Origin of the sequence: Planomonospora sp. ID67723 (genome assembly GCF_015711605.1) — a bacterium.
In the GTDB taxonomy this organism is placed as follows: Bacteria; Actinomycetota; Actinomycetes; order Streptosporangiales; family Streptosporangiaceae; genus Planomonospora_A.
On sequence record NZ_JABTEZ010000001.1, the window covers coordinates 2,334,486 to 2,356,410 of the forward strand.

A 21,925-nucleotide genomic window follows, 5' to 3' on the forward strand; every position below is an offset into this window, starting at 1 on the left:
GGTCCGTCGCACCAGTGCCGGGAAAGGAGGTATGGCCCGGGGATCGCTGGGCATATCTCCACACCGCTGAAGGGCGGTGAAATGATCGAAATCTGGCCGGGGGACCCGTACCCGCTGGGGGCCACTTACGACGGCGCGGGGACCAACTTCGCGCTCTTCTCCGAGGCCGCGGAACGCGTCGAGCTGTGCCTGTTCGACGACGAGAACGAAGAGACCCGTGTCCCCCTCACCGAGTGCGAAGGATACGTCTGGCACGGCTACCTGCCGCGCATCGGTCCCGGACAGCGGTACGGCTACCGCGTGCACGGCCCCTATGATCCGTCGCGCGGGCTGCGCTGCAATCCCGCCAAACTCCTGATCGACCCCTACGCCAAGGCGATCGAGGGGGAGGTGAAGTGGAACGAGGCGGCCTACGGCTACCGCTTCGGCCGGCCCGACAGCCGCAACGACGCGGACTCGGCGCCGTTCGTGCCGCGCTCCATCGTGGTCAACCCCTTCTTCGGCTGGGGGCACGACCGCCCGCCCGCCACGCCGTACCACGACACCGTGATCTACGAGGCGCACGTCAAGGGCCTCACGATCAATCATCCGAAGATCCCCGAACGGATCCGGGGCACCTACGCGGCCATCGGGCACCCCGAGATCATCGACCACCTGACCGCGCTCGGCGTGACGGCGCTCGAGCTCATGCCGGTGCACCAGTTCGTCATCGACCAGCACCTCGTGGAGCGGGGGCTGACGAACTACTGGGGCTACAACACCATCGGTTTCTTCGCCCCGCACAACGCCTACTCCAGCAGCGGGCAGCGCGGCGGGCAGGTGCTGGAGTTCAAGGCCATGGTCAAGGCGCTGCACGAGGCGAACATCGAGGTCATCCTCGACGTGGTCTACAACCACACCGCCGAGGGCAACCACCTCGGGCCGACGCTCAGCATGCGCGGGATCGACAACGACCATTACTACCGGCTCGTCGAGAACGACAAGCGGTACTACATGGACACCACCGGCACCGGCAACAGCCTGCTGATGCGCTCGCCCCACGTGCTCCAGATGATCATGGACTCGCTGCGCTACTGGGTGACCGAGATGCACGTCGACGGCTTCCGCTTCGACCTGGCCGCCACCCTCGCCCGAGAGCTGCACGAGGTGGACCGGCTGAGCGCCTTCTTCGACCTCGTCCAGCAGGACCCGGTGCTCTCGCAGGTCAAGCTGATCGCCGAGCCGTGGGACGTCGGACCGGGCGGCTACCAGGTCGGCAACTTCCCGGCCCGCTGGACCGAGTGGAACGGCCTGTACCGCGACACCATCCGGGACCTGTGGCGCGGCGAGCCGGCCGCGCTGCCGGAGTTCGCCTCGCGGCTGACCGGCTCCAGCGACCTCTACCAGGACGACAGCCGCCGCCCGGCCGCCTCGATCAACTTCGTCACCTGCCACGACGGATTCACCCTCACCGACCTGGTCTCCTACAACCACAAGCACAACGAGGCCAACGGCGAGGGCAACCGGGACGGCAGCGACGACAACCGGTCGTGGAACTGCGGCGCGGAGGGGCCCTCGACGCTCGCCATCGAGTCGCTGCGCGAGCAGCAGAAGCGCAACTTCCTGACCACGCTGTTCCTGTCCCAGGGCGTGCCCATGCTCTCCCACGGCGACGAACTCGGCCGCACGCAGCAGGGCAACAACAACGTCTACTGCCAGGACAACGAGCTGAGCTGGGTCGACTGGTCGGACATCAGAGAGAACTGGCTGCTGCTGGAGTTCACCCGCAAGCTCGCCAAGCTCCGCGCCGACCATCCGGTGTTCCGGCGGCGGCGCTTCTTCTACGGCAGGCCCGTGCGCGGTTCCGAGGACAAGCTGGGCGACATCGCCTGGCTCACCCCGCAGGGCAAGAGGATGACCGACGCCGACTGGAACGTCGGCTACGCCAAGTCGCTGGCGGTCTTCCTGAACGGCGAGGCCATCACCGAGCCGGACCGGCGGGGGCGGCCGATCACCGACGACTCCTTCCTCCTGCTGATCAACGCGCACCATGACGTCATCAACTTCACGATTCCGAAGGACTACGGCGAGATGTGGCTGACGGAGATCGACACGGCCATGCCGATCACGGTCGACACCCGGCTCTGCCGGGCCGGTGAGAGGGCCCCGGTGGCCGGGCGCTCGATGAGGGTGATGCGCCGTGTCTGACCGGCCCACGGCCACCTACCGCCTCCAGCTGACCCCCGACTTCGGGTTCGCCGAGGCTGCCGGGCTCGCCCCCTACCTGAGGGAGCTCGGGGTCAGCCACGTCTACCTCTCGCCGATCCTGCAGGCCGTGCCGGAGTCGAGGCACGGCTACGACGTCATCGACCACTCCCGGATCCGGGAGGAGTTCGGCGGCGCCGAGGGGCTGCGGTCGATGGCCGCCGAGCTGGCCGCACACGGGCTGGGGATCATCCTGGACATCGTCCCCAACCACATGACGGTCCCGGTGCCGGAGTCGGGCAACGCGCAGCTGTGGTCGGTGCTCGCCGGAGGCCCGGCCTCGCCGTACGCGTCGTGGTTCGACATCGACTGGTCGAGCGGCAGGGTGAACATGCCGGTGATCGGCGACGACACCGAGCCCGTCGCCGACGGTGACGTGCTGCGCTACCACGACCACGTCTTCCCCCTGCCCGACACGCACTACCGGCTGGTCGACTGGCGCGAGGGGCCGGGCTACCGGCGGTTCTTCGACGTCTCCTCGCTGATCGGGCTGCGGGTGGAGGACCCGGAGGTGTTCGACGCCACCCACGCGGTGATCCTCTCGCTGGTGGAGGAAGGGCTCGTCCAGGGGCTCCGGGTGGACCACCCCGACGGGCTGGCCGACCCGCGCGGCTACCTGTCCCGGCTGCGCGCCGCGTCCGGCGTCTGGACGGTGGCGGAGAAGATCCTCGTCGGTGAGGAGCGGCTGCCCGCCGACTGGGACTGCGACGGCACCACCGGTTACGACGTGCTCAACCGGATCACCGGGCTGTTCGTGGAGCCGTCGGCGGCCGGGCCGCTGACCGACCTGTTCGTCCGGGAGACCGGAGCCCCGCGCGACTACGCCGAGGTGGTCTACTCATCCAAGAAGCACGTCCTCGACCTGTTCTTCGGCGCCGAGCTCGACCGGCTGAGCGCGGTCAGCGGGGTCGGGCGGGAGGTGCTGGCCGAGCTGCTGGCCGCGATGCCCGTCTACCGGGCCTACACCACACCGGGGGAGCCCGTGCCCGCGACCTCGTCGGCGATCGTCGAGGAGGCCGCGGCGATCGCGGCCACCCGGCTCCCGGACGACGCCCCGGTCGCGGAGGCCGTGGAGCGGGTGCTGCGCGGCCCGGCGGAGGCCGTCGTGCGCTTCCAGCAGATCTGCGGGCCGGTGATGGCCAAGGGGGTGGAGGACACCGCGCTCTACCGGTGGTACCCGCTGTCCTGCCTGAACGAGGTGGGCGGGGAGCCGGACCGGTTCGGCGGGCGGGTGGAGGAGTTCCACGCGTTCTGCCGGGAGATGCCCCCGGCCACGATGACCACGCTCTCCACCCACGACACCAAGCGCTCGGAGGACGTGCGGGCCCGGCTGGCCGTGCTGTCGGAACTGCCCGGCAGATGGGCGCAGGCGGTCGGGGAGTGGTCGGCCAAGGTCTCCTTCGACCCGTGCCTGGACTACCTGGCCTGGCAGAACCTGATGGCCGCCTGGCCGATCGGGGCGGACCGGTTCTTCGACTACCTGTTCAAGGCGGCCCGCGAGGCCAAGACGTCGATCTCCTGGGCCACCCCCGACCCGTCCTACGAGGAGGGGCTGCGGGCCTTCGTGAACCGGGCGATCGGCGAGTGCGGGCCCTCGATCGCGGAGTTCACCGCCTCGATCGAGCCCTACGCGCGCGCCAACTCGCTGAGCCAGAAACTCGTCCAGCTCATGATCCCCGGTGTGCCCGACGTCTACTGGGGGAACGAGATCACCGACTTCTCCCTGGTGGACCCGGACAACCGGCGCCCGGTCGACTTCGCGCTCCGCCGCCGGATGCTCGCGGAGACGGGGGCGGGGCCCGGAGACGGGAAGGGCGCTCCGGGCAACGGGGAGGGCTCGCCCTGGGACGCGGCCAAGCTGCTCGTCACGAGACAGGCGCTCAACCTCCGGCGCCGGCTCGATCCCGCGGCGCCGTACCTCCCGATGGAGGCCGACGAGCACGCGATCGCCTTCGCCCGCGGGGATCAGGCGGTGGCGGTGGCGACCCGGCTCCCGGTCGGGCTGGAGCGGCGCGGGGGCTGGGGAGGACGCACGTTGACACTTCCGCCCGGGCGCTGGCGGGATCTGCTCTCCGGCGCCGAGCACACCGGGCGCGTCCCCCTGGCCCACCTGCTCTCGCACCACCCGGTCGCGCTTCTGGAAAGGGGATGACGGATGTTCGAGGTCTGGGCGCCGGAGGCGGGCTCGGTCGAGGTGGAGGCCGCGGGGACGCGCCATCCCATGCGGCGGGGGCCGGGTGGCTGGTGGTCTGCCGACGTGCCGGGGGCCGGGCACGGCACGGACTACCGGTTCCGGCTGGACGGCGGCGAGCCGCTGCCCGACCCCCGGACCCGCTGGCAGCCCGAGGGGATCTTCGGGCCGAGCCGGGTCTACGAGCACGACCGGTTCGCCTGGAGCGACGGCCTGTGGACGGGCCGCAGCCTGCCCGGCTCGATCATCTATGAGCTGCACATCGGCACCTTCACCCCGGCCGGGACCTTCGAGGCGGCGATCGAGAAGCTGGATCACCTGGTCGCGCTGGGCGTCGGCTTCGTGGAGATCATGCCGGTGCCGCCGGTGCCCGGCGGGCGCAACTGGGGCTACGACGGGGTCGACCTGTGGGCGGTCACCGACAACTACGGCGGCCCCGACGGGCTCAAACGCTTCGTGGACGCCTGCCACCGCCAGGGGCTCGGCGTGATCCTCGACGTCGTCTACAACCATCTCGGCCCCTCCGGCAACTTCCTCGCCCCCTTCGGCCCCTACTTCCACTCCTCCGCGTCGTCCTTCTGGGGACAGGCGGTCAACCTGGACGGTCCCGGCTCCGACGAGGTGCGCCGCTACTTCATCGGCAACGCGCTGCAGTGGCTGCGCGACTACCACATCGACGGGCTGCGGCTGGACGCCGTGCACGCGCTGCACGACAAGCGCGCCACGCACTTCCTGGAGGAGCTGGCCGCCGAGGTGGACGCGCTGGCGGCCACGCTCGGCCGCCCGCTGACGCTCATCGCCGAGTCCGACCTGAACGACCCCCGGCTGATGACCCCGCGCGAGGCCGGCGGGTACGGCCTGGCCGCGGCCTGGGACGACGACGTCCACCACGCCCTGCACACGGCGGTGACCGGGGAGCGGCACGGCTACTACGACGACTTCGCCGAGGCGCTGCCGCAGTCCCTGGCCAAGGTGCTGACCTCGGCCTACTACCACGACGGCACCTACTCGGCCTTCCGAGGGCGCAGCCACGGCCGCCCGGCCCGGCACGTCCCCGGCCACCGGTTCGTCGTCTGCGTGCAGAACCACGACCAGATCGGCAACCGCGCCGAGGGCGACAGGATGGATCCCGGAGCGCTCCGGCTGGCCGCCGGCCTCCTGCTGACCTCGCCGTTCACGCCGATGCTGTTCATGGGCGAGGAGTGGGGGGCGCGCACGCCGTTCCTGTTCTTCACCGACCACGTCGAGCCGGCGCTGCGGGAGGGGGAGGCCGATCGGCGGCGGCGGGAGTTCGTGGGCTTCGGCTACGACGACTGGGCGGAGAAGGCGCCCGACCCGGGGGAGGAGATGACCTTCCTGCGCTCCAAACTCGACTGGAGCGAGCTGGAGGACGACGCCCACCGGGCCCACCTCGACTGGTACCGGGCCCTGATCGCCCTGCGCCGCGCCCACCCCGACCTGTCGGATCCCCGGCTCGACCGGGTCCGGGTGGAGCACGACGGCTCGTGGCTGGTCGTCCACCGGGGCGCCTTCCGGGTGGCCGCCAACCTCGGGAACTCCCCGGTCACCCTGCAGACCGAGCCCGCCGAGATGGTGCTCGCCTCCGACCCCGGGGTGCGGCTCGACCCCGACCTGACCCTCCCCGCCCGCTCCCTGGCGGTGCTCCGGACCTGACCGGACCTGTGAGACGGGACAACGCGAAGGCCGGGCGCCCGATTCCATCGGTCATCCCGGCCTCACTCCCAGCACCCGCCGGGGGTGCGGCACTGTTCGGTTCACCTCACCAAAAGTGATCAGGCAGGCGCGTTCGCTGGAGGCGGGTCCGACTCCTCCGGGGGCGGCGCCGCCATCCGGAACCAGACCGACCCGCCGGCCCCGCCGCCGTCGCGGCGGTCCCAGGCGGTCGCGAGCAGGTCCACCGGCAGCAGGCCCCGGCCGCCGTCGCCGCCCGTCTCGGCTGCACCCAGACCCAGGTCAGCCGCCTGGAGAAGGCCACCAGGACGCCGTCGAAGTCCGACGCCGAACGGCTGGACCTGCTCTTCGGGAAGGCGAATGGTGTGTCGTTCACGCGGCTCTACCAGCGCATCGCCGCCCATCCGGGCGGGCCGGTGTGGTTCCGGAGCTGGGTCGAGGAGGTCGCCGACAACCTGCCCGGGGTGGTCGCTGTCCGTGACAGCAAGAACCCTGACGGGCCCAAGCTGGTCTTCGCGCCCGCCGAGTGGAGAGCGTTCGTCGGTGGCGTCAAGGCCGGCGCGTTCGACCGGTCGGCCTGATCGTCGCCGTCCGGCCTGGGCGCGCATGACTCATCACGAATTCGATTGCTACACGTGTTCGATGCGTTACATTGCGTGTCGTGCCGTCTCCCCAACATGACTCCCTCATCCGACTGTTCCGCGACCGCCCCCCGCTGGCCGTGGAGGTCCTGCGTGACCTGCTGGGATGCGACCTGCCCGTCACGCCGCTGGTCCGGGTGGAGAACCCGACGTTCAACACCCGGCCCTCCGACGACATCGAGGCCGACCTCGTCCTCACCCTCGGCCCGCCCGCCGCCCCCCTGCACGGGATCCTCGTCGAGATCCAGAAGGACACCTCCAAGGACCCCCGCCAGCTCGCCCGCTACGCCGCCGCGCTCTGGCTGCAGCTGTGCTGCGATGCGACCGTCCTGGTCGTCTGTCCCGACGCCCGCACCGCCGCCCACTACGGACGGCCGATCGATTCGGGCCTGACCGGCTACCGGCTGCAGGCCTGCGTGCTCGGACCCGCCGACATCCCCGCCATCACCGACCCCCGGCAGGCCGCCGCCCAGCCTGAGCTGGCGGCGCTGGCCGTCATGGTGCACGGCCGCGAAAGAAAAGTCGTCGAGGCGTTCGCCGCGGCGATGGCGGACGTGCCCGCCGACCACGCTCCGAAGTACTATGAACACGCCTACAGCATGTCCGCGCCCGAGGTGCGGCGACTCCTGGAGGAGATCATGACGTCCACCGACTGGCCCGTCTACAGCCCCTTCGCCCGCGAGCACTACGGCCGCGGCCGGGAAGAAGGCAAAGCCGAGGGCAAAGCCGAGGGCATAGCGGAAGGCGAGGCCAAGGAGGCGGCCCGGATGGTGCTGCTGGTGCTGGAGGCCCGCGGCCTGCAGGTACCCGGCGAGGCCCGTGCCCGGATCACCTCCTGCACCGACCTGACCCGGCTGGAGTCCTGGGTGGTCCGCGCGGCGACCGCCCAGACCGTGCACGACCTGTTCGGCGAGACGGGCGAGCGGGATCGCTGACCAAAGTCTGGGGTGCGTTGTCCCGCCGGGTCTCACGGCAGGTCGTAGCGGGCACGGATGGTCCTGGCCTCTTCCGCGGTCACCGGGGGTTCGGGGTGAGAGCCCGGCGTAGAGAGGAAGGCGAACATCGTCGTCCGCGAGGTGGTGGATGTGCTGAGGCCGTTCTATCGCGACGGGCGGCACATCCCCGACCTGCTGCAGTCGCGTGAGGCTGCTGGATGAGAACGTCCCCAAGCCGCTCCATCGCGTTCTCGCCGCCTTCATCCTGAACCACGAGATCGTTCACCTGCTCGATCTTCAAGGGGGGTCGGGCATCCAAGACGAGAGCCTCTGCCCGAGAACCCACCCAAACTGTGGCCGGACTCCGGGCCCTGAAAGCGATCGCCGCCCGCCGCCCGATCGGATCACGGACCGTTGCCTCCGGCCGGTCTCGTCCCCGCCGGAAGATCCCTCCGGTGGTCGTGCAACCGGAGGGTGGGGAAGGCCCGAAGGAATGCCCGACAGGTCAAGGCGGGCCTTCGAGAAAGAGCGGGGAATCGGGCGATGACGCGATCGTTGAGCACCTCGGTGTGCGGGCGGGTGGGCGCCTGGGTGGTGGTGGCGGTCTGGCTGCTGGTGGCGGCCGGGGCCGGGATGCTGGGCGGCAGGCTGGAGGAGGTCCAGCGCAACGACCCGTCGTCGTTCCTGCCCGCCGGCGCCGAGTCCACGATGGTGCAGAACGCGCAGCGCGGTTCCGCGGCCGGTGACCGGATCCCGGCGATCGTGGTCTACGAGGGCAGGCCGGTCGCGGAGGCGGCCGCCGACGCGAAGCGGTTCGCCGAGGTGGAGGGGGTCGCCGGGCAGGTGCCGCCGCCGGTCCCGGCCCCCGGTGGCGGAGCCGTGCAGGTGGTCGTGCCGCTCGATGGGAGCGACTACGACGTGCTGACCACGGCGGTCGAGCGGATCCGCGGGATCATCGGGGATCGAGCCCTGGTGACCGGCCCGGCGGGGCAGAGCGCCGACGCGATCGAGGTCTTCGGGTCGATCGACGCGACCCTCCTGGCGGCGACCTCCGCCGTGGTCGTCCTGGTGCTGCTCATCACCTACCGCAGCCCGCTGCTCTGGCTGATCCCGTTCTTCGCGGCGGGCGTGGCGCTCGCCTGCTCGCGGGCGGGCAACTACCTGCTGGCCGAGTACGCCGGCCTGACCGTGAGCGGGCAGAGCGGAGGCATCCTGCTGGTGCTGGTCTTCGGCATCGCCACTGACTACGCGCTGCTGCTGGTCGCCCGCTACCGCGAGGAACTGGCCGTACACGAGGACCGGCACGAGGCGATGGCCGTCGCGCTGCGCCGGGCCACCCCGGCGATCGTGGCGAGCGCCGCCACCGTGGCGGCAGGGCTCTGCTGCCTGCTGGTGGCCGACCAGAACGCCACCCGAGGTCTCGGCCCGGTCTGCGCGGTGGGCGTCGTCTGCGCGCTCGCCGCCATGCTCACCCTGCTGCCCGCGCTGCTGGTGATCTTCCCGCGCGGGGTTTTCTGGCCGAAGGTCCCGGTGTACGGCGGTGCGGCGGAGACCGGCTCCGGCCTGTGGGACCGGATCGGCCGGGCGATCGCCGTCCGCCCCCGGATCGTCTGGATCGGCACGGCGGCGGTCCTGGGCGCCATGGCGCTGACGCTGCCGGTCGCGACCGTCGGCCCGCTGGCCGACGCCGACGCCTACCGGACCGCGCCGGAGTCCGTGCGCGGTGCGGAGGTCCTGGACCGGGACTTCGGCACCGGGCAGGAGGGGTCGCTGGTGGTGCTCGCCCCCGTCGGCCAGGCCGAACGGGTCGCCTCGGCGGTGGCCGCCGACCGGGGCGTGGACCGGATCGGGGAGCGGGGCCCGGAAACCGGCCGGCCGGGCGGCGGGAAGCCGGAGACTGCGGACGGCCAGATTCTGCTGCGCGGGGCGCTGAAGGACGCGCCGGACAGCCCTGCCGCCTACGCGGCGGTCGAGCGGCTGCGGGAGATCCCGGATGCGCTGATCGGTGGCGCCGCGGCGGTCAACCTGGACGGGAAGCTGGCCTCCGAACGCGACCTGCGGGTGGTCATCCCGCTGATTCTGGCGGTCGTCTTCGTGATCCTGGTGATCCTGCTCCGAGCGCTGGTCGCGCCGCTGCTGCTGATGGCCACCGTCGTGCTGTCCTTCGCGGCGGCGCTGGGCGTGAGCGGTGTGATCTTCACCGAGGTGTTCGGTTTCGCCGCCGTGGACACCGGGGTGCCGCTGCTGGCCTTCGTCTTCCTGGTGGCGGTCGGCGTCGACTACAACATCTTCCTGATCACCAGGATCCGGGAGGAGGCCGGGGTCCACGGCACCCGCAGGGCCGCGGTCATCGGGCTGTCCGCCACCGGCGGAGTGATCACCTCGGCGGGGGTGGTGCTCGCGGCGACCTTCGCGGTCCTCGGAGTGCTGCCTCTGGTGGTCCTGGCCGAGCTCGGGTTCATCGTCGCCTTCGGAGTCCTGCTGGACACCTTCGTGGTCCGCTCGGTCCTGCTCACCGCCCTGACCCTGGATGCCGGACGGTGGATGTGGTGGCCGAACCGGCGGCTCAGGCGGGAACGTGATTGCGGAGACGGAGCGCCTCCGGATACGGCGCGAGGTAGGTCTGCTCCCGGACCCAGTCCGCTCCCTCACCCCGGGCGTCGTGGCGCAGCAGGGCGGCCGGCACGCTGAGTGCCACCAGGCCGGCCTGGTAGGAGGCGATGGTCTCCGCCAGGTCGGCTCGTCGGACGGGGTCCAGCGACTCGCCGATCATGCCCGCGCAGTGCTGGAGCGCGTTGACGTGGCGGCCGATGCTCGCCTTGCTGCTGAGGGCCGTGCGGAAGGCGTGGCCGTACCTGGCGGCCAGCTCCCGGCGGCTGAGCACGCCGGCCATGGCCACCGCCCGGCCCGCCTCGCCGTAGGCGACGGGATCGTGGGCGAGGAGCTGCATCTTGTGGCGGGTGTGGAAGGCGACCAGGTCGCGCGGGGTCCAGTCGCTGTCCAGGAAGGCGCGCAGCCGGGCGTGGGCGAAGATCCGTTCGACGAAGGTCTCGCGCAGCAGAGGGTCGTTCAGCCGCCCCTCGTCCTCCACCGGCAGCAGTGGATGGTCGTCCATGATCCGCGCCGCGAACAGGCCCCGGTTCCTGCGGTCCACGGCCGATTCTCCGGCGTAGAGCGGCACGCCGTGGATTCCGCAGCTGGGGCTCTTGGCCTTGAAGACGTAGCCGTCCACGTCGAGGTCGCGCGCCCGCTCGGTGGCGAAGGCCGCCATCTTGGCGGTGTGGTCCGCCCGCGTTTTTCTGCCGATCAGGTGGGGACCGTCGGGCGAGCGCTCCAGGTGGAGGCTCTCGCGGGGAGCCCCGAGACCGATGGCTATCTCCGGACAGATCGGTACCCAGTCGACATAGGCGTCCAGCTCCCTGCTGAGGAACCGGTCGCGGCTGTGTCCACCGTTGAAGCGCACCGGCTCGCCGATCAGGCAACTGGAGACCGCGACCCGGGGCCGGACCTCAGCGGTCCCGGAAGCCGGCATGGGATTGCGGGATGCAGCGGTCCCAGAAGTCGGCATGGGATTGCGGGATGCAGCGGTCCCGGAAGCCGGCATGGGATTGCGAGGCACATAGTTCGCATCGGGCTTCATAAGGGTGTCCATACCGCTCACACCGCCCTTCATGCCGCCGGGGCCAGGATGCCCGACAGCCGGCGCAGTCCGCGGGAGGTGCGGGCCTTGACGGTGCCGAGCGGGACGCTCAGCCGCTCGGCGATCTCTCGCTGGGTCAGCTCGCCGTAGTAGGCCAGCTCGATGGCCTGGCGCTGCGGCGCGGGCAGTTCGGCCAGCGCCCGGCGGACCAGGTCCCGGTCCGCGAGGCCGTCGCCGTCGGTTCTGCCGTCCGCGCCGGGCGGGTCGGCGACCGCGTCCAGCGGGACGGTCGGCAGGCTCCGCACGCGCAGGTGGTCGACCGCCCGGTTGTGTGCGATGGAGAGCAACCACGCGGGCAGGCTCCTGTCCGCGTCGAAGCGGCTGCGGGAGCGCCAGATCTCGGTGAAGACCACCTGCTGCACGTCCTCGATCTCCTGCGACGGCACGAAACGGTGCAGGTAGGAGCGGATGAGAGCCGAGTGGGCGCGGAGGCACTCCGCGAGCGCCGCGTCGTCACCGGCGGCGAGCCGCACGTTCAGGGTTTCCGCGGTCATGACGACCCCCCCTCGATAGAAACCTACTCAAAACTTATTCATACCTGCTCATGCTCATGATCACAAGTGGTCGGCCGGTGATCTCCTCTGCGTGGGCCGGATGCAGCCGGCCTCCCCGCGGCAGGGCGGAGGAGATGGGGGAGGGCGTCAGCGCAGGGCGGAGGAGATCACGGAGAGGGCGTCGTGGAACGACGTGACGTGCGGCACCGACGGCGGCAGCCCGTCCCGCCACCCGGGGCCGCCCACGACGATCCGGCTCGCCGGGCGCGAGGCGGGCAACCGGGTGAGGGGTTCGGGGTCGCCGGTCGCCGGGAGCTGCGACCAGACGAACACCACCGCCGGGCCCAGGCGGCGCATCGCCCCGGCCAGCGCGGAGTGGGGTGTCCGGGCCCCCAGGACGCGGGTCTCGATCCGGTGTTCGACGGTCAGCGCCGCGGCCAGCGCGTAGACCGGCAGGCTGTGCTGCTCGTCCTCCGCGCAGGCCAGCAGCACCGGCCGGTCGTTGACCGGGGTCCGGGGCGCCCTGACCAGCGGGATCAGGGCGGCCAGCAGCCGGTCGGAGAACACGTGCTCGACCTCGACGGCGGCGCCGGTCGCGGCCTGGCGCCTGCAGATCGTCTCGAAGACCGGCAGCACCAGGTTCTCCCAGGTCCACACGATCCCGTGCCTGGTCAGCGCGGCGCCGAGCCAGCCGGACAGGGCGGGGCCGTCCAGCGCGATCGCGGACCGGGCCAGCATCGCCGCCGTGGGGACGTCATGCCGGGGCTCCGGTGCGGAGGCGTCATGCCGGGGCTCCGGCACCGGGAGGCCGCCGGGGACGTTCCCGGCGGGTGCACCGTGGACCGGTGTCCCGTGAACGGGCTCTTCTCCAGCGGGCCTCTCCCGGCCGGGCGGCGTGGCCGTCTCCGGGGAGAAACGGGGACTCAGGACCAGCTTCGCGGCGTCGGCGGCGGGCACGCCGGTTCTGATCAGCCGGTTCATCTCCTCCAGACGCCGCAGGTCGGCCACGTCGTAGCGGCGGTGCCCGCCGGGGCTGCGGCGGCTCGGACCGAGGCCGTAACGCAGGTTCCAGGTACGGAGAGTCGGGGCGGGCACGCCGAGCCGCCGCGCGACGGCACCGATGCCGTAGCCCGGTTCGTCCTCTGCGGTCGGTCGTTCTGTGGCCGGTCGCTCGTCCATCCGCTCTCGTTCATCCGCACGCCGGGGGCAGGCGTGCGCCCGCCCCCGGACATTCTTTCGGAATCGGCCCGGCCGCGGATGCAACCGCGGGCGGAGGCCGTACGAAGAAACGTGTGATGGACACCGTCGTCGTTCTGTTCAACCATGATCTCCGCGTGCACGACCACCCGGCGCTGGCCGCCGCGTGCGCGGACGCCCGGCAGGTCGTCCCCGTGTTCGTGGCGGATCCGCGCACGGCGGCGGGTCCCCGGGCGGATTTCCTGGCCGAGTGCCTGGCCGACCTGCGGACCTCGCTCCGGGAGCGGGGCGGGGAGCTGGCCGTCCGCCGGGGCGACCCGGTCGCGGAGACCGTTCGGCTGGCGCGCGAACTCTCCGCCCAGGCCGTCTACGTCAGCGCCGGTGTCGACGCGCCCGCCCGGAGCAGGGAACGCCGGCTCGCCGAGGAGTGCGCGCGGCACCGGATGGGGTTCCGCGCCTTCCCCGGAGTGACGATCGTGCCGCCGGACGCCCTGCGTCCCTCCGGAGGAGGCGACCACTACCGGGTCTTCACGCCCTACCTGAGGGTCTGGACGCGGGCGGAGCGCAGGAGGGTGCTGGACGCCCCGGAGAAGGTGCCGGTCCCCGGTGAGCTGGACGCCGGCCGGGCGGAGTCTCCGCCGCTGGGGCCGTACGGGCTCCGCAAGGGTGAGGCGAGGCACGGGTTCCCGCGCGGCGGGGAGACGGCGGCGCGCGAGCGGATGGCGCGATGGCTGAAGTGGTGCGCGGAGGACTACGCGGAAGGGCACGACGACCTCGCGGGGAACCGCACCTCCAGGCTCAGCCCTTACCTGCGGTTCGGCTGCCTGTCGCCGCTGGAGCTGGAGTCGCTGGCGGGCGGGGCCGAAGCCTTCGTCAGGCAACTGTGCTGGCGCGACTTCCACCACCAGGTGACGCTGGCCTTCCCGCGCCTCGACCGCGACGACTACCGGCCCCGCGGGACGCGGTGGTGTGACGACGAGGACGCGGTGCAGGCGTGGAAGGAGGGCATGACCGGCGTGCCCATCGTCGACGCCGGCATGCGCCAGCTGCTCTCCGAGGGCTGGATGCACAACCGGGCCCGGATGATCGTGGCGTCGTTCCTGGTCAAGCGGTTGCGGGTGGACTGGCGAGTGGGCGCGGGACATTTCGCCGAACTGCTGCTCGACGGTGACGTGGCCAGCAACTGCGGAAACTGGCAGTGGGTCGCGGGGACCGGCAACGACACCCGGCCCAACCGGATCCTCAATCCGCTCCGGCAGGCCAGGCGCTTCGACCCGGCGGGGGAGTACGTCCGTCTCCACCTGCCCGAACTGGCCGGCGTTCCGGAGAAGGCGGTTCACGAGCCGTGGCGGTCGCCTTTCCCGGTGCCGGGTTACCCCCCTCCGCTGGTCTCGCTGGAGTGACCGGTCCCCGGCCGACTGTTTCGCGGGAGTTCAGGTCATGGACGGAGAATGTCCGAACAGAGTTCGGATGGGCGTTCCGTGAGCTACGATCGGCGGCACAGACGATCTACAGGGTCGGCCTGGGGTGAACGCGGCGGTGTCAGGGTGAGGTGGCGGCAGTGAGCGATCGGAACCCCTACGGCATCGACGTGAGCACGGCCAACGTCGCGCGGATCTACGACTACATGCTCGGCGGGAAGGACAACTTCGCCGCCGACCGCGCGGCCGCCGGGCAGATCCTCAAGGCGTTTCCCGAGTCGCGTGAGGGAGTGCAGCTCAACCGGGAGTTCCTCGGCAACGCGGTGCGCCACCTCGCCGCCGAGGAGGGGATCCGCCAGTTCGTCGACATCGGCGCGGGCCTGCCCACCCAGAAGAACGTGCACCAGGTCGCGCACGAGACCGATCCCGCGGCTCGCACGGTCTACGTCGACAACGATCCGGTCGTGTGCGTGCACGGCAGGGCGCTGCTGGCAGGCGCTCCGACGGTCGCCATGGTCGAGGGCGACCTGCGCGCCCCGGAGGACGTCTGGGCCAAGGCGGCGGAGACCGGCCTGATCGACCGCGAGGAGCCGGTCGCGGTCCTCATGGTCGCGATCCTGCACTTCCTCGACGACCCCTACACCGAGGTCGCCAAGGTGCGGGAGATGCTGGCCCCGGGCAGCTTCCTGGTGATCACCCACCTGTCGATGGCCGAGCGGCGGGCCAAGGACACCGACACGGTGAAGGGCGTCTACTCCCGGGCGAACTCGGGAGTGGTCCCGCGGACGGTGGACGAGATCAAGCACTTCTTCGGTGACTTCGAGCTCCTGGACAACACGACGTTCATCTCCCCCGGAGCGCTGGAGCGCATGGCGATCCTCGGCTGGGGCGGGGTCGGCCGCAAGCGCTGAGGGCACGGTCCGCGGAACCGGACGGCGGGCGCGGGACGCGAGAAGGGCCGGCCCCCGGCGGTGGGGTCCGGCCCTTCGTCTTCGCCATCAGTGGTCGTGGTCGTGCTCGTCGTCCTCGTCGGAGGGGCCGTCGGAGGGCTCGACGCCCAGCACGGCCTCGCGGGGCTCAACCTGGTCAACGTGCTCGATCAGCCCCAGCACGTGGTCCGGCTCGATCAGCCACTGCAGCGCCGTCGCGCCGGTCTCGTCGGCGGAGACCATCTCCGCCTGCTCCCTGCGCTCGTCGTCGTCCAGATCGGCGTCAGGGTGCTCGATCTCCTTCAGCGCGGCGGCCTGGAGGGCGCCGATGTCCTGGACCTCCACGGTCAGCTCGACCGTGAGACGGAGATAGCGTTCGGTGCCCAATTCATCGCTCATGGTCAAGGATCCTAGTGCCCCGCGCGGGTGCGATCAGCCTACGGCAGCTTCCAGTCCACCGGAGCCGCGCCCTGCTTCTCCAGCAGCTGGTTCGCACGGCTGAACGGGCGCGAGCCGAAGAACCCGCTGCGCGCCGAGAGCGGGCTCGGGTGGGCCGACTCGACGGTCGGCACGTCACCGAGCATCGGCACGAGAGAGCGGGCGTCCTTGCCCCACAGGATCGCCACCAGCGGCTTGTCGCGGGCCACCAGCGCCTTGATGGCCTGCTCGGTGACGGCCTCCCAGCCCTTGCCCCGGTGCGAGGCGGGCTTGCCCGGCATGACGGTGAGCACCCGGTTGAGCAGCAGCACACCGTGCTCGGCCCACGGGGTCAGGTCGCCGTTGCTCGGCATCGGCAGGCCGAGGTCCTCGGTGAGCTCCTTGTAGATGTTGCGCAGGCTGCCCGGGATCGGCCGCACGTCGGCGGCGACGGAGAAGCTCAGCCCGATCGGGTGCCCCGGCGTCGGGTAGGGGTCCTGGCCGACGATCAGCACCTTGACCTGGTCGAAGGGCTGTTTGAAGGCGCGGAGCACATTGTCCCCGGAGGGGAGGTACTGCCTGCCCTCGGCGACCTCCTTCCGGAGGAAGTCGCCCATTTCGGCGATCTTGTCTGCGACGGGTTCCAGGGCCTTGGCCCACCCGGATTCAACGAGTTCGTTCAGCGGTCGTCCGGCCATGCCCGGCACCCTATCGGGATCTACCGACATTACGGGGAGGTACGTGTCACTCCGCGAAGCCGGTCCCGCGCGGCCCCGAGGCTCCGGTACGGCGGGCACTGGGAGTGCGGCCACGCCGTACCGGAACCGCCCCCGCGGCGCCCGGCGGTGGGGCGTTCGCCCCACCGCCGGGCACGTCCCGATTCACCTGTCACGTCATCAGGGTCACGTCATCGGGATCACTTCACCGAGCCCGCCATCATTCCCTGCACGAAGTAGCGCTGGAAGGCGAAGAACAGGATCAGCGGGATGATCAGCGACAGGAAGGCGCCCGGCGCGAGGATGTCGACGTTGGTTCCGAACTGCCGCATCTGGGACTGGAGGGCCTTGGTCATCGGCTGGTTCTCGCTGTTGGCGAAGACCAGGGCGACGAGCAGGTCGTTCCAGACCCAGAGGAACTGGAAGATGCCGAGTGAGGCGACCGCCGGCTTGGCCAGCGGGAACACCACCGTCGAGAAGATCTTCCACTCGCCCGCGCCGTCCATCCGCGCCGCCTCCAGGAGCGAGCGGGGGATGCCCGCGAAGAAGTTGCGCAGCAGGAAGATGGCGAAGGGGAGCCCGAAGGCCACGTGGAACAGGACCACGCCCGGGATGGAGCCGAAGATGCCGAACGTGCCGTACAGCTTCGCGATCGGGATGAGCGCGATCTGGATCGGCACCACCAGCAGGCCGACCACCACCAGGAACAGCGCGTCCCTGCCGGGGAACTCCATCCAGGCGAAGGCGTAGGCGGCCATCGCCGCGATGCCGATCACCAGGACCGTCGCGGGCACCGTGATGAACACGGTGTTCCAGAACGAGGCGGTGAACCCGGTGGCGAGCAGGTCGGTGTAGTTCTTCAGGGTGAACTCGGCCGGTTTGGTGAACGCGGTCCACCAGCCGCTGGAGTTGTTGGCGGTCTCCTGCCGCATCGAGACAACGAACAGGCCGAGGGTGGGGACCAGCCAGAACACGCCGACCAGCACGAGCAGGGCCTGGACCGCGCCGCCGCCGACCCGGTCGACGATCCGGCCGAGGCCGCTGCGCGGCGGCGTGCCGAGAGTGGAGGTCGTCACTGGTTGTCCCTCCTGAACCGCCGGATGTTGAGGATCATGAAGGGGAGCACGAGGATCAGCAGGAAGATGGCCAGTGCGCTGCCCAGTCCCTGGTTCCCGCCGCCGCCGAACGAGACCCGCCACATCTCCAGTGCGATCACGTTGGCGTTCGGCTGCACCGATCCCGGCGCGATGACGAAGACCAGGTCGAAGACCTTCAGCGTGTTGATGATCATCGTGACGAACACGACGAGCAGCACGGGGGAGAGCAGCGGGACGGTGATCCGGCGGAACACCTGCCACTCGGTGGCGCCGTCGATGCGGGCGGCCTCCAGCGCGTCGCGCGGGATGGCCGACAGACCCGCCGCGATCAGCACCATGGCGAACCCCGCCCACACCCAGACGAACGCGCCGATGATCGCCGGGGTGATCAGCGTCGGGCCGAGCCAGCTGAGGCCGTTGAAGGGCGCCTCGAAGTTCGGCTGCGGGAGCCGTACGACGTAGTCGCCCGGGGCGAGCCCGGCGAACCGGAAGGTCCCGTTCGCCTCGGTGGTGGCCGTCGCCTTGACGGCGCCGTCCTGCACGGCCTCGACCGTCATCCCGGCCAGGCCCTTCTCGTTGCCGTCCACCTGGTTGGCCTGCCCGCCGCCGCCCTGGGTGAAGTCGGACCAGACGGTCCCGGCCAGCTCGCCGGGGCCCGGCCGGGCCGGTGCCGCCGCCGCGGCCGCGGTCAGGTCGGCGGGTTTGATGCCGACCAGCGGGATGAGCACCGCCTGTCCCGGCCGGGCGGGCTGCCGGGTCACCACCGCGCCGCCCTGCGCGACGACCGGGGCGGCGTCGCCCCCCCTCGGCCTGGCGTCCGGGTAGCCGGAGCCGGAGCCGAAGACGTCCCGGACCGAGGTGATCACGGCGTTGGCCACGCCGCGGTCCGGATCCTGCTCGTAGACCAGGCGGAAGATGACGCCGGAGGCCATCAGGGAGACCGCCATGGGCATGAACACGATCAGCTTGAACGCGGTCGCCCAGCGGATCCGCTCGGTGAGCACCGCGAAGATCAGGCCCATCACGGTGACCAGCAGGGGGGCGACCACCACCCAGATCAGGTTGTTCCTGATGGTGGTCAGGGTGGAGGCGTCGGTGAAGATCGCCGTGTAGTTCTCCACGCCGACGAAGGAGCGCTCGTTCGCGTCGTAGAGGCTCCGGTAGATCGAGTAGATGATCGGGTAGATCACCATCGCGCCGAGCAGCAGCATGCCCGGGAGCAGGAACCAGATCGCCAGCCCCGGCGGCGGGCCGAGCCGGGAGGCCCCGCGGGGCGCCGCCTCCGGAGCGGCCGGTCCGGCGGTGGCGATCTCAGGTTTGGCCGCCGGGGCGGACGGGTCTTCGGAACGGACGTCGGACAGCGCTGGGTGCACGTGCCCGTCGTCGTCCCCGGGGACCGGCCCGGCCGGGGGTGAGGGGGTGTCGCTGGATGTCTCGTGCGGTCCGGGAGAGGCCCCGCGGGCGGCGTCGCCGCCGTCCCGCGGGCCCTGCGGGCCGTCTAACCGGTCGGTCACGGCCTGTCCCCTCTACTTCCAGGCCTTCTCGGCCTCGGCTTCGAGCTTGCTCTGGACGCCCTTGATGTCGGACGGGTCGCGCACGAAGTCCTGCAGGAGCTTCCACTCGCCCTTGCCGTCGGTGCCGCCGAAGGCGCTGGGCGCGAGGTCGGACATGTCATAGCGGACCGACTCGCCCGCGGAGATGATCGTCTGGGCGAGCTGCTTGGTCAGTTCGCTCGGATAGTTGTCCGGGGAGACGTTGCGGTTGGGCGACAGGTAGCCGGGGAGCTTGGCCCAGACCTCACCGCCCTCCTTGGAGGCGAGGTACTCCAGCAGCGCCATCGCGCCCTTGGAGTCCTTCAGCGCCACCGCGATGTCGCCGCCCAGCACGACCGGCTCGGTCTCGCCGGCCTTCGGGAACGGGAAGTACTTGGCCTCCTCGCCGAGCTTGGCGCCCGACTCCTCGGCCGTGGTGCCCACGAAGTCGGCCTCGATGACCATGGCGGCCTTGTCCTGGCCGTAGACCTGGGTCACACAGGTCGGGAAGTCGGTCTGCAGGGCACCGGAGTTCCCGCCGAGCAGGAACTCCTTCTTGCCGGTGAGCTGCGCGATCTTCTCCAGCGCGGTGGTCACGCTCGGGTCGGTCCACGGGATCTCGTGCTTGGAGAGCTTGGCGTAGTTCTCCGGGCCCGCGGTGGACAGGTAGACGTTCTCGAACAGGTCGGTCAGGGTCCAGCCGGAGGCCCCGCACAGGGCGAACGGCGCGGTACCGGAGTCGGCCACCGTCTGGGCGGTCTGCACGAGCTCGTCCCAGGTGGTCGGCGGCTGCACCCCGGCGTCGGAGAAGGCCTGGTCGCGGTACCAGATGAGGGACTTGTGGGCCGCCTTCACCAGCACGCCGTAGACCTGGCCGTCGGCTGAGCCCAGTTCCTTCCAGTACGGGGTGTAGTTCTCGTCGATCTGCTTGGTCACCTCGGCGGTGAGCGGCTTGAGCGCCTTCTGGTCGGCGTACTGCTGGACCAGGCCGGGCTGGGGCAGGATCGCGACGTCCGGCGGGCTGCCGCCCTGGATCCGCGGGCCGAGGAAGGCGCCGGTGTCCTCGCCGGTGGAGGTGTAGGTGACCTTGGCGCCGGTCTTGGCCGAGAAGGCGTCGAGGACCTTCTGGAAGTTGGCCTCCTCGGGGCCCGTCCACTTGGCGGCGACCTCGATGGTCGTCCCCTCCAGCGTCTTGCCCCCGGCGGGGGCGGAGGCGCTGCCGGTCGCCGCCGGAGGCGTCGTCCCGGACTCGCCGCTGCATGCGGCGAGGGCGATCGCCAGCCCTGCCGTCGTGACTATGGCCATGGTTTTGCGCATGGTGAACAGACCTCCTGTGCGTGGGTGAATCCCTGAAGTGCTCAGCGGGAGAGGGGATGACGGCTCGCCGGGAGGATCGCCCCCGGGTTCACTGAGCCCGGATGATCTCGCCGAGCTGGGTTCTCATGGAGGCGACGACGGCGTCGCTCGACTCCTCGAAGGGTGGGGTGAGCGCGTTGGAGACCGCGCTGGCGATCGCCAGGCTCACCTGGTCGTAGTTGGCGCTGACCGGTCTCGGCCGGGCGGAGAGGATGCTCTGCTTGAGGACCGGCAAGTAGGGGAAACGCTTGATCAGCACGGGGTCGTCGTACAGCTCCGCCCACACGGGCGGGAACGAGCCTTCGGCGAGCACCCGCCGCTGGTTCTCCAGGCCGGTGAAGTAGCGGATGAACTCCACCGCCGACTTCTGCCGCTTGGAGTATGCGCTGAGCGCGAGGTTGACCCCGCCCAGCGAGCTGGAGCCCGGACCCCGCAGGCCCGGGAGCCTGGTGACCGCGAACCTGCCGGCGAGCTCCGACTGGGCGGCCGGGCCGTACGCGTGCGGCCAGTTGCGGGCGAAGGCCAGCCTGCCCTCCTGGAAGGCCAGCCGTGACTCCTCCTCCTTGTAGGAGAGCGACTCCGGCGGGATCCATCCTTCTCTGAACCCGCCGGTCAGGAAGTCGAGGGCGGCTTTCGCGTTGGAGTCGTCCAGGACGACCTGCGTGCCGTCCGGGCTGAGGATCTGCCCGTGGCCCGCCGACTGCACGGCCTCGGCGAAGTTGACGGTCAGGCCCTCGTAGGCGAGGAACTGCCCGGCGTAGCCGCCGATGCCGTACTTGTCGTGCAGAGCCCGGGCCTGCTCGCGCAGCTCCGCCCAGGTCCGGGGCGGAGCGAAGCCCTCCTTCTCGAGCAGGTCCTTGCGGTAGTAGAGCAGACCGGCGTTGCTGGTGTACGGCACCGCCCAGAGCTTGTCCCGGTAGACGGCCGTGTCCACGACCGGCCGGAGGAACCGGTCGAGCGGGAACAGGCTCCGGTCCAGCGGCACGATCCAGCCGGCGTCGGCGAACTCCGCCGTCCAGACGACGTCCAGGCCGAGGACGTCGTACCGGTCGCTCTTCGCCTGAAGGTTGGCGACCATCTGGGCGCGTTGCTCGTCGGCCGCCTCGGGGAGTTCGAGCAGGGTGACCCGTTCCCCGGGGTGTGCCTGGTTCCATCGGTCGAGCAGGGGCTGCAGGTAGGCCGTCGTGTCCCGTCCGGTCACCAGAGTGAACGGTCCACTTCCGCCGGGCTGCGGCCCGCTCCCCGCCTCGCCGGCCGTCCCCGCCGCGCACCCCGCCAGCACGAGTGCGATGAGCACGGTGGCGAGCGGTCGGCGCACCTGTGACCTCCAGGTTTCGAGGCGGTTACATACGTGTTAGGTATC

General features: G+C 71.0%; 16 protein-coding genes and 2 pseudogenes. 9 read left to right on the plus strand and 9 right to left on the minus strand.

Annotated elements, in window-relative coordinates; translation table 11 throughout:
• Nucleotides 1-81 precede the first annotated feature (81 nt).
• The 7 genes and pseudogenes from glgX to HS041_RS10930 form a co-directional block, all read left to right on the plus strand.
• On the plus strand, nucleotides 82-2,187 hold the full coding sequence (gene glgX, locus HS041_RS10900) for a glycogen debranching protein GlgX (RefSeq protein WP_196440345.1): 2,106 nt from the start codon (nucleotides 82-84) through the stop codon (nucleotides 2,185-2,187).
• The gene (gene treY / locus HS041_RS10905; protein WP_196440346.1) at nucleotides 2,180-4,396 is read left to right on the plus strand and encodes a malto-oligosyltrehalose synthase; all 2,217 of its coding nucleotides are present in this window, start codon (nucleotides 2,180-2,182) and stop codon (nucleotides 4,394-4,396) included. Before glgX ends, treY begins: the two co-directional genes overlap by 8 nt.
• Before the next feature lie 3 nt (nucleotides 4,397-4,399).
• Complete coding sequence (gene treZ, locus HS041_RS10910) at nucleotides 4,400-6,109, plus strand: malto-oligosyltrehalose trehalohydrolase (protein WP_196440347.1); 1,710 nt, start codon at nucleotides 4,400-4,402, stop codon at nucleotides 6,107-6,109.
• 242 nt (nucleotides 6,110-6,351) lie between these two features.
• Nucleotides 6,352-6,468: pseudogene (locus HS041_RS40410) on the plus strand (helix-turn-helix domain-containing protein); the annotation flags it as partial.
• A gap of 75 nt (nucleotides 6,469-6,543) precedes the next feature.
• Entirely contained in the window at nucleotides 6,544-6,708 is a 165-nt protein-coding gene (locus HS041_RS38200; RefSeq protein ID WP_307845263.1) for a DUF397 domain-containing protein, read from the plus strand.
• 80 nt (nucleotides 6,709-6,788) lie between these two features.
• A complete protein-coding gene (locus HS041_RS10925) occupies nucleotides 6,789-7,703 on the plus strand; it encodes an RpnC/YadD family protein (RefSeq protein WP_307845233.1) in 915 nt (304 codons plus the stop codon).
• 708 nt (nucleotides 7,704-8,411) lie between these two features.
• A pseudogene (locus tag HS041_RS10930) lies at nucleotides 8,412-10,217 on the plus strand (MMPL family transporter); the annotation flags it as partial.
• A gap of 52 nt (nucleotides 10,218-10,269) precedes the next feature.
• Here the strand turns inward: HS041_RS10930 and HS041_RS38205 are convergent.
• The 3 genes from HS041_RS38205 to HS041_RS10940 form a co-directional block, all read right to left on the minus strand.
• Nucleotides 10,270-11,235, minus strand: coding sequence for a YbgA family protein (locus HS041_RS38205; RefSeq protein WP_230878520.1), 966 nt, complete (start codon nucleotides 11,233-11,235; stop codon nucleotides 10,270-10,272).
• Nucleotides 11,236-11,372: 137 nt separating this feature from the next.
• A complete protein-coding gene (locus HS041_RS10935) occupies nucleotides 11,373-11,897 on the minus strand; it encodes an RNA polymerase sigma factor (protein ID WP_196440349.1) in 525 nt (174 codons plus the stop codon).
• A 147-nt stretch (nucleotides 11,898-12,044) separates the two neighbouring features.
• Nucleotides 12,045-13,076, minus strand: a complete 1,032-nt coding sequence (locus HS041_RS10940; RefSeq protein WP_196440350.1) for a MerR family transcriptional regulator — start codon at nucleotides 13,074-13,076, stop codon at nucleotides 12,045-12,047.
• Between the two features lie 116 nt (nucleotides 13,077-13,192).
• Here HS041_RS10940 and HS041_RS10945 point away from each other — a divergent pair, with 116 nt between their 5' ends.
• Together HS041_RS10945 and HS041_RS10950 are read left to right on the plus strand one after the other, a co-directional pair.
• Nucleotides 13,193-14,497 carry a cryptochrome/photolyase family protein gene (locus tag HS041_RS10945; protein ID WP_196440351.1) on the plus strand — a complete coding sequence of 435 codons (1,305 nt, stop codon included), beginning with the start codon at nucleotides 13,193-13,195 and terminating at the stop codon, nucleotides 14,495-14,497.
• Between the two features lie 158 nt (nucleotides 14,498-14,655).
• The gene (locus HS041_RS10950) at nucleotides 14,656-15,426 is read left to right on the plus strand and encodes an SAM-dependent methyltransferase (protein ID WP_307845234.1); all 771 of its coding nucleotides are present in this window, start codon (nucleotides 14,656-14,658) and stop codon (nucleotides 15,424-15,426) included.
• An 87-nt stretch (nucleotides 15,427-15,513) separates the two neighbouring features.
• Here the strand turns inward: HS041_RS10950 and HS041_RS10955 are convergent, their stop codons facing one another.
• The 6 genes from HS041_RS10955 to HS041_RS10980 all read right to left on the minus strand — a co-directional run bounded on the left by HS041_RS10955 (nucleotide 15,514) and on the right by HS041_RS10980 (nucleotide 21,880).
• On the minus strand, nucleotides 15,514-15,843 hold the full coding sequence (locus HS041_RS10955) for a hypothetical protein (RefSeq protein WP_196440352.1): 330 nt from the start codon (nucleotides 15,841-15,843) through the stop codon (nucleotides 15,514-15,516).
• 38 nt (nucleotides 15,844-15,881) lie between these two features.
• On the minus strand, nucleotides 15,882-16,559 hold the full coding sequence (locus tag HS041_RS10960; RefSeq protein ID WP_196440353.1) for a uracil-DNA glycosylase: 678 nt from the start codon (nucleotides 16,557-16,559) through the stop codon (nucleotides 15,882-15,884).
• Nucleotides 16,560-16,777: 218 nt separating this feature from the next.
• Nucleotides 16,778-17,653 carry a carbohydrate ABC transporter permease gene (locus tag HS041_RS10965; protein WP_196440354.1) on the minus strand — a complete coding sequence of 292 codons (876 nt, stop codon included), beginning with the start codon at nucleotides 17,651-17,653 and terminating at the stop codon, nucleotides 16,778-16,780.
• Nucleotides 17,650-19,188, minus strand: coding sequence for an ABC transporter permease (locus tag HS041_RS10970; RefSeq protein ID WP_374058835.1), 1,539 nt, complete (start codon nucleotides 19,186-19,188; stop codon nucleotides 17,650-17,652). Before HS041_RS10970 ends, HS041_RS10965 begins: the two co-directional genes overlap by 4 nt.
• Nucleotides 19,189-19,200: 12 nt before the next feature.
• Complete coding sequence (locus HS041_RS10975) at nucleotides 19,201-20,523, minus strand: ABC transporter substrate-binding protein (protein ID WP_196440355.1); 1,323 nt, start codon at nucleotides 20,521-20,523, stop codon at nucleotides 19,201-19,203.
• A gap of 88 nt (nucleotides 20,524-20,611) precedes the next feature.
• Nucleotides 20,612-21,880, minus strand: coding sequence for an ABC transporter substrate-binding protein (locus tag HS041_RS10980; protein ID WP_196440356.1), 1,269 nt, complete (start codon nucleotides 21,878-21,880; stop codon nucleotides 20,612-20,614).
• Nucleotides 21,881-21,925: the final 45 nt, after the last annotated feature.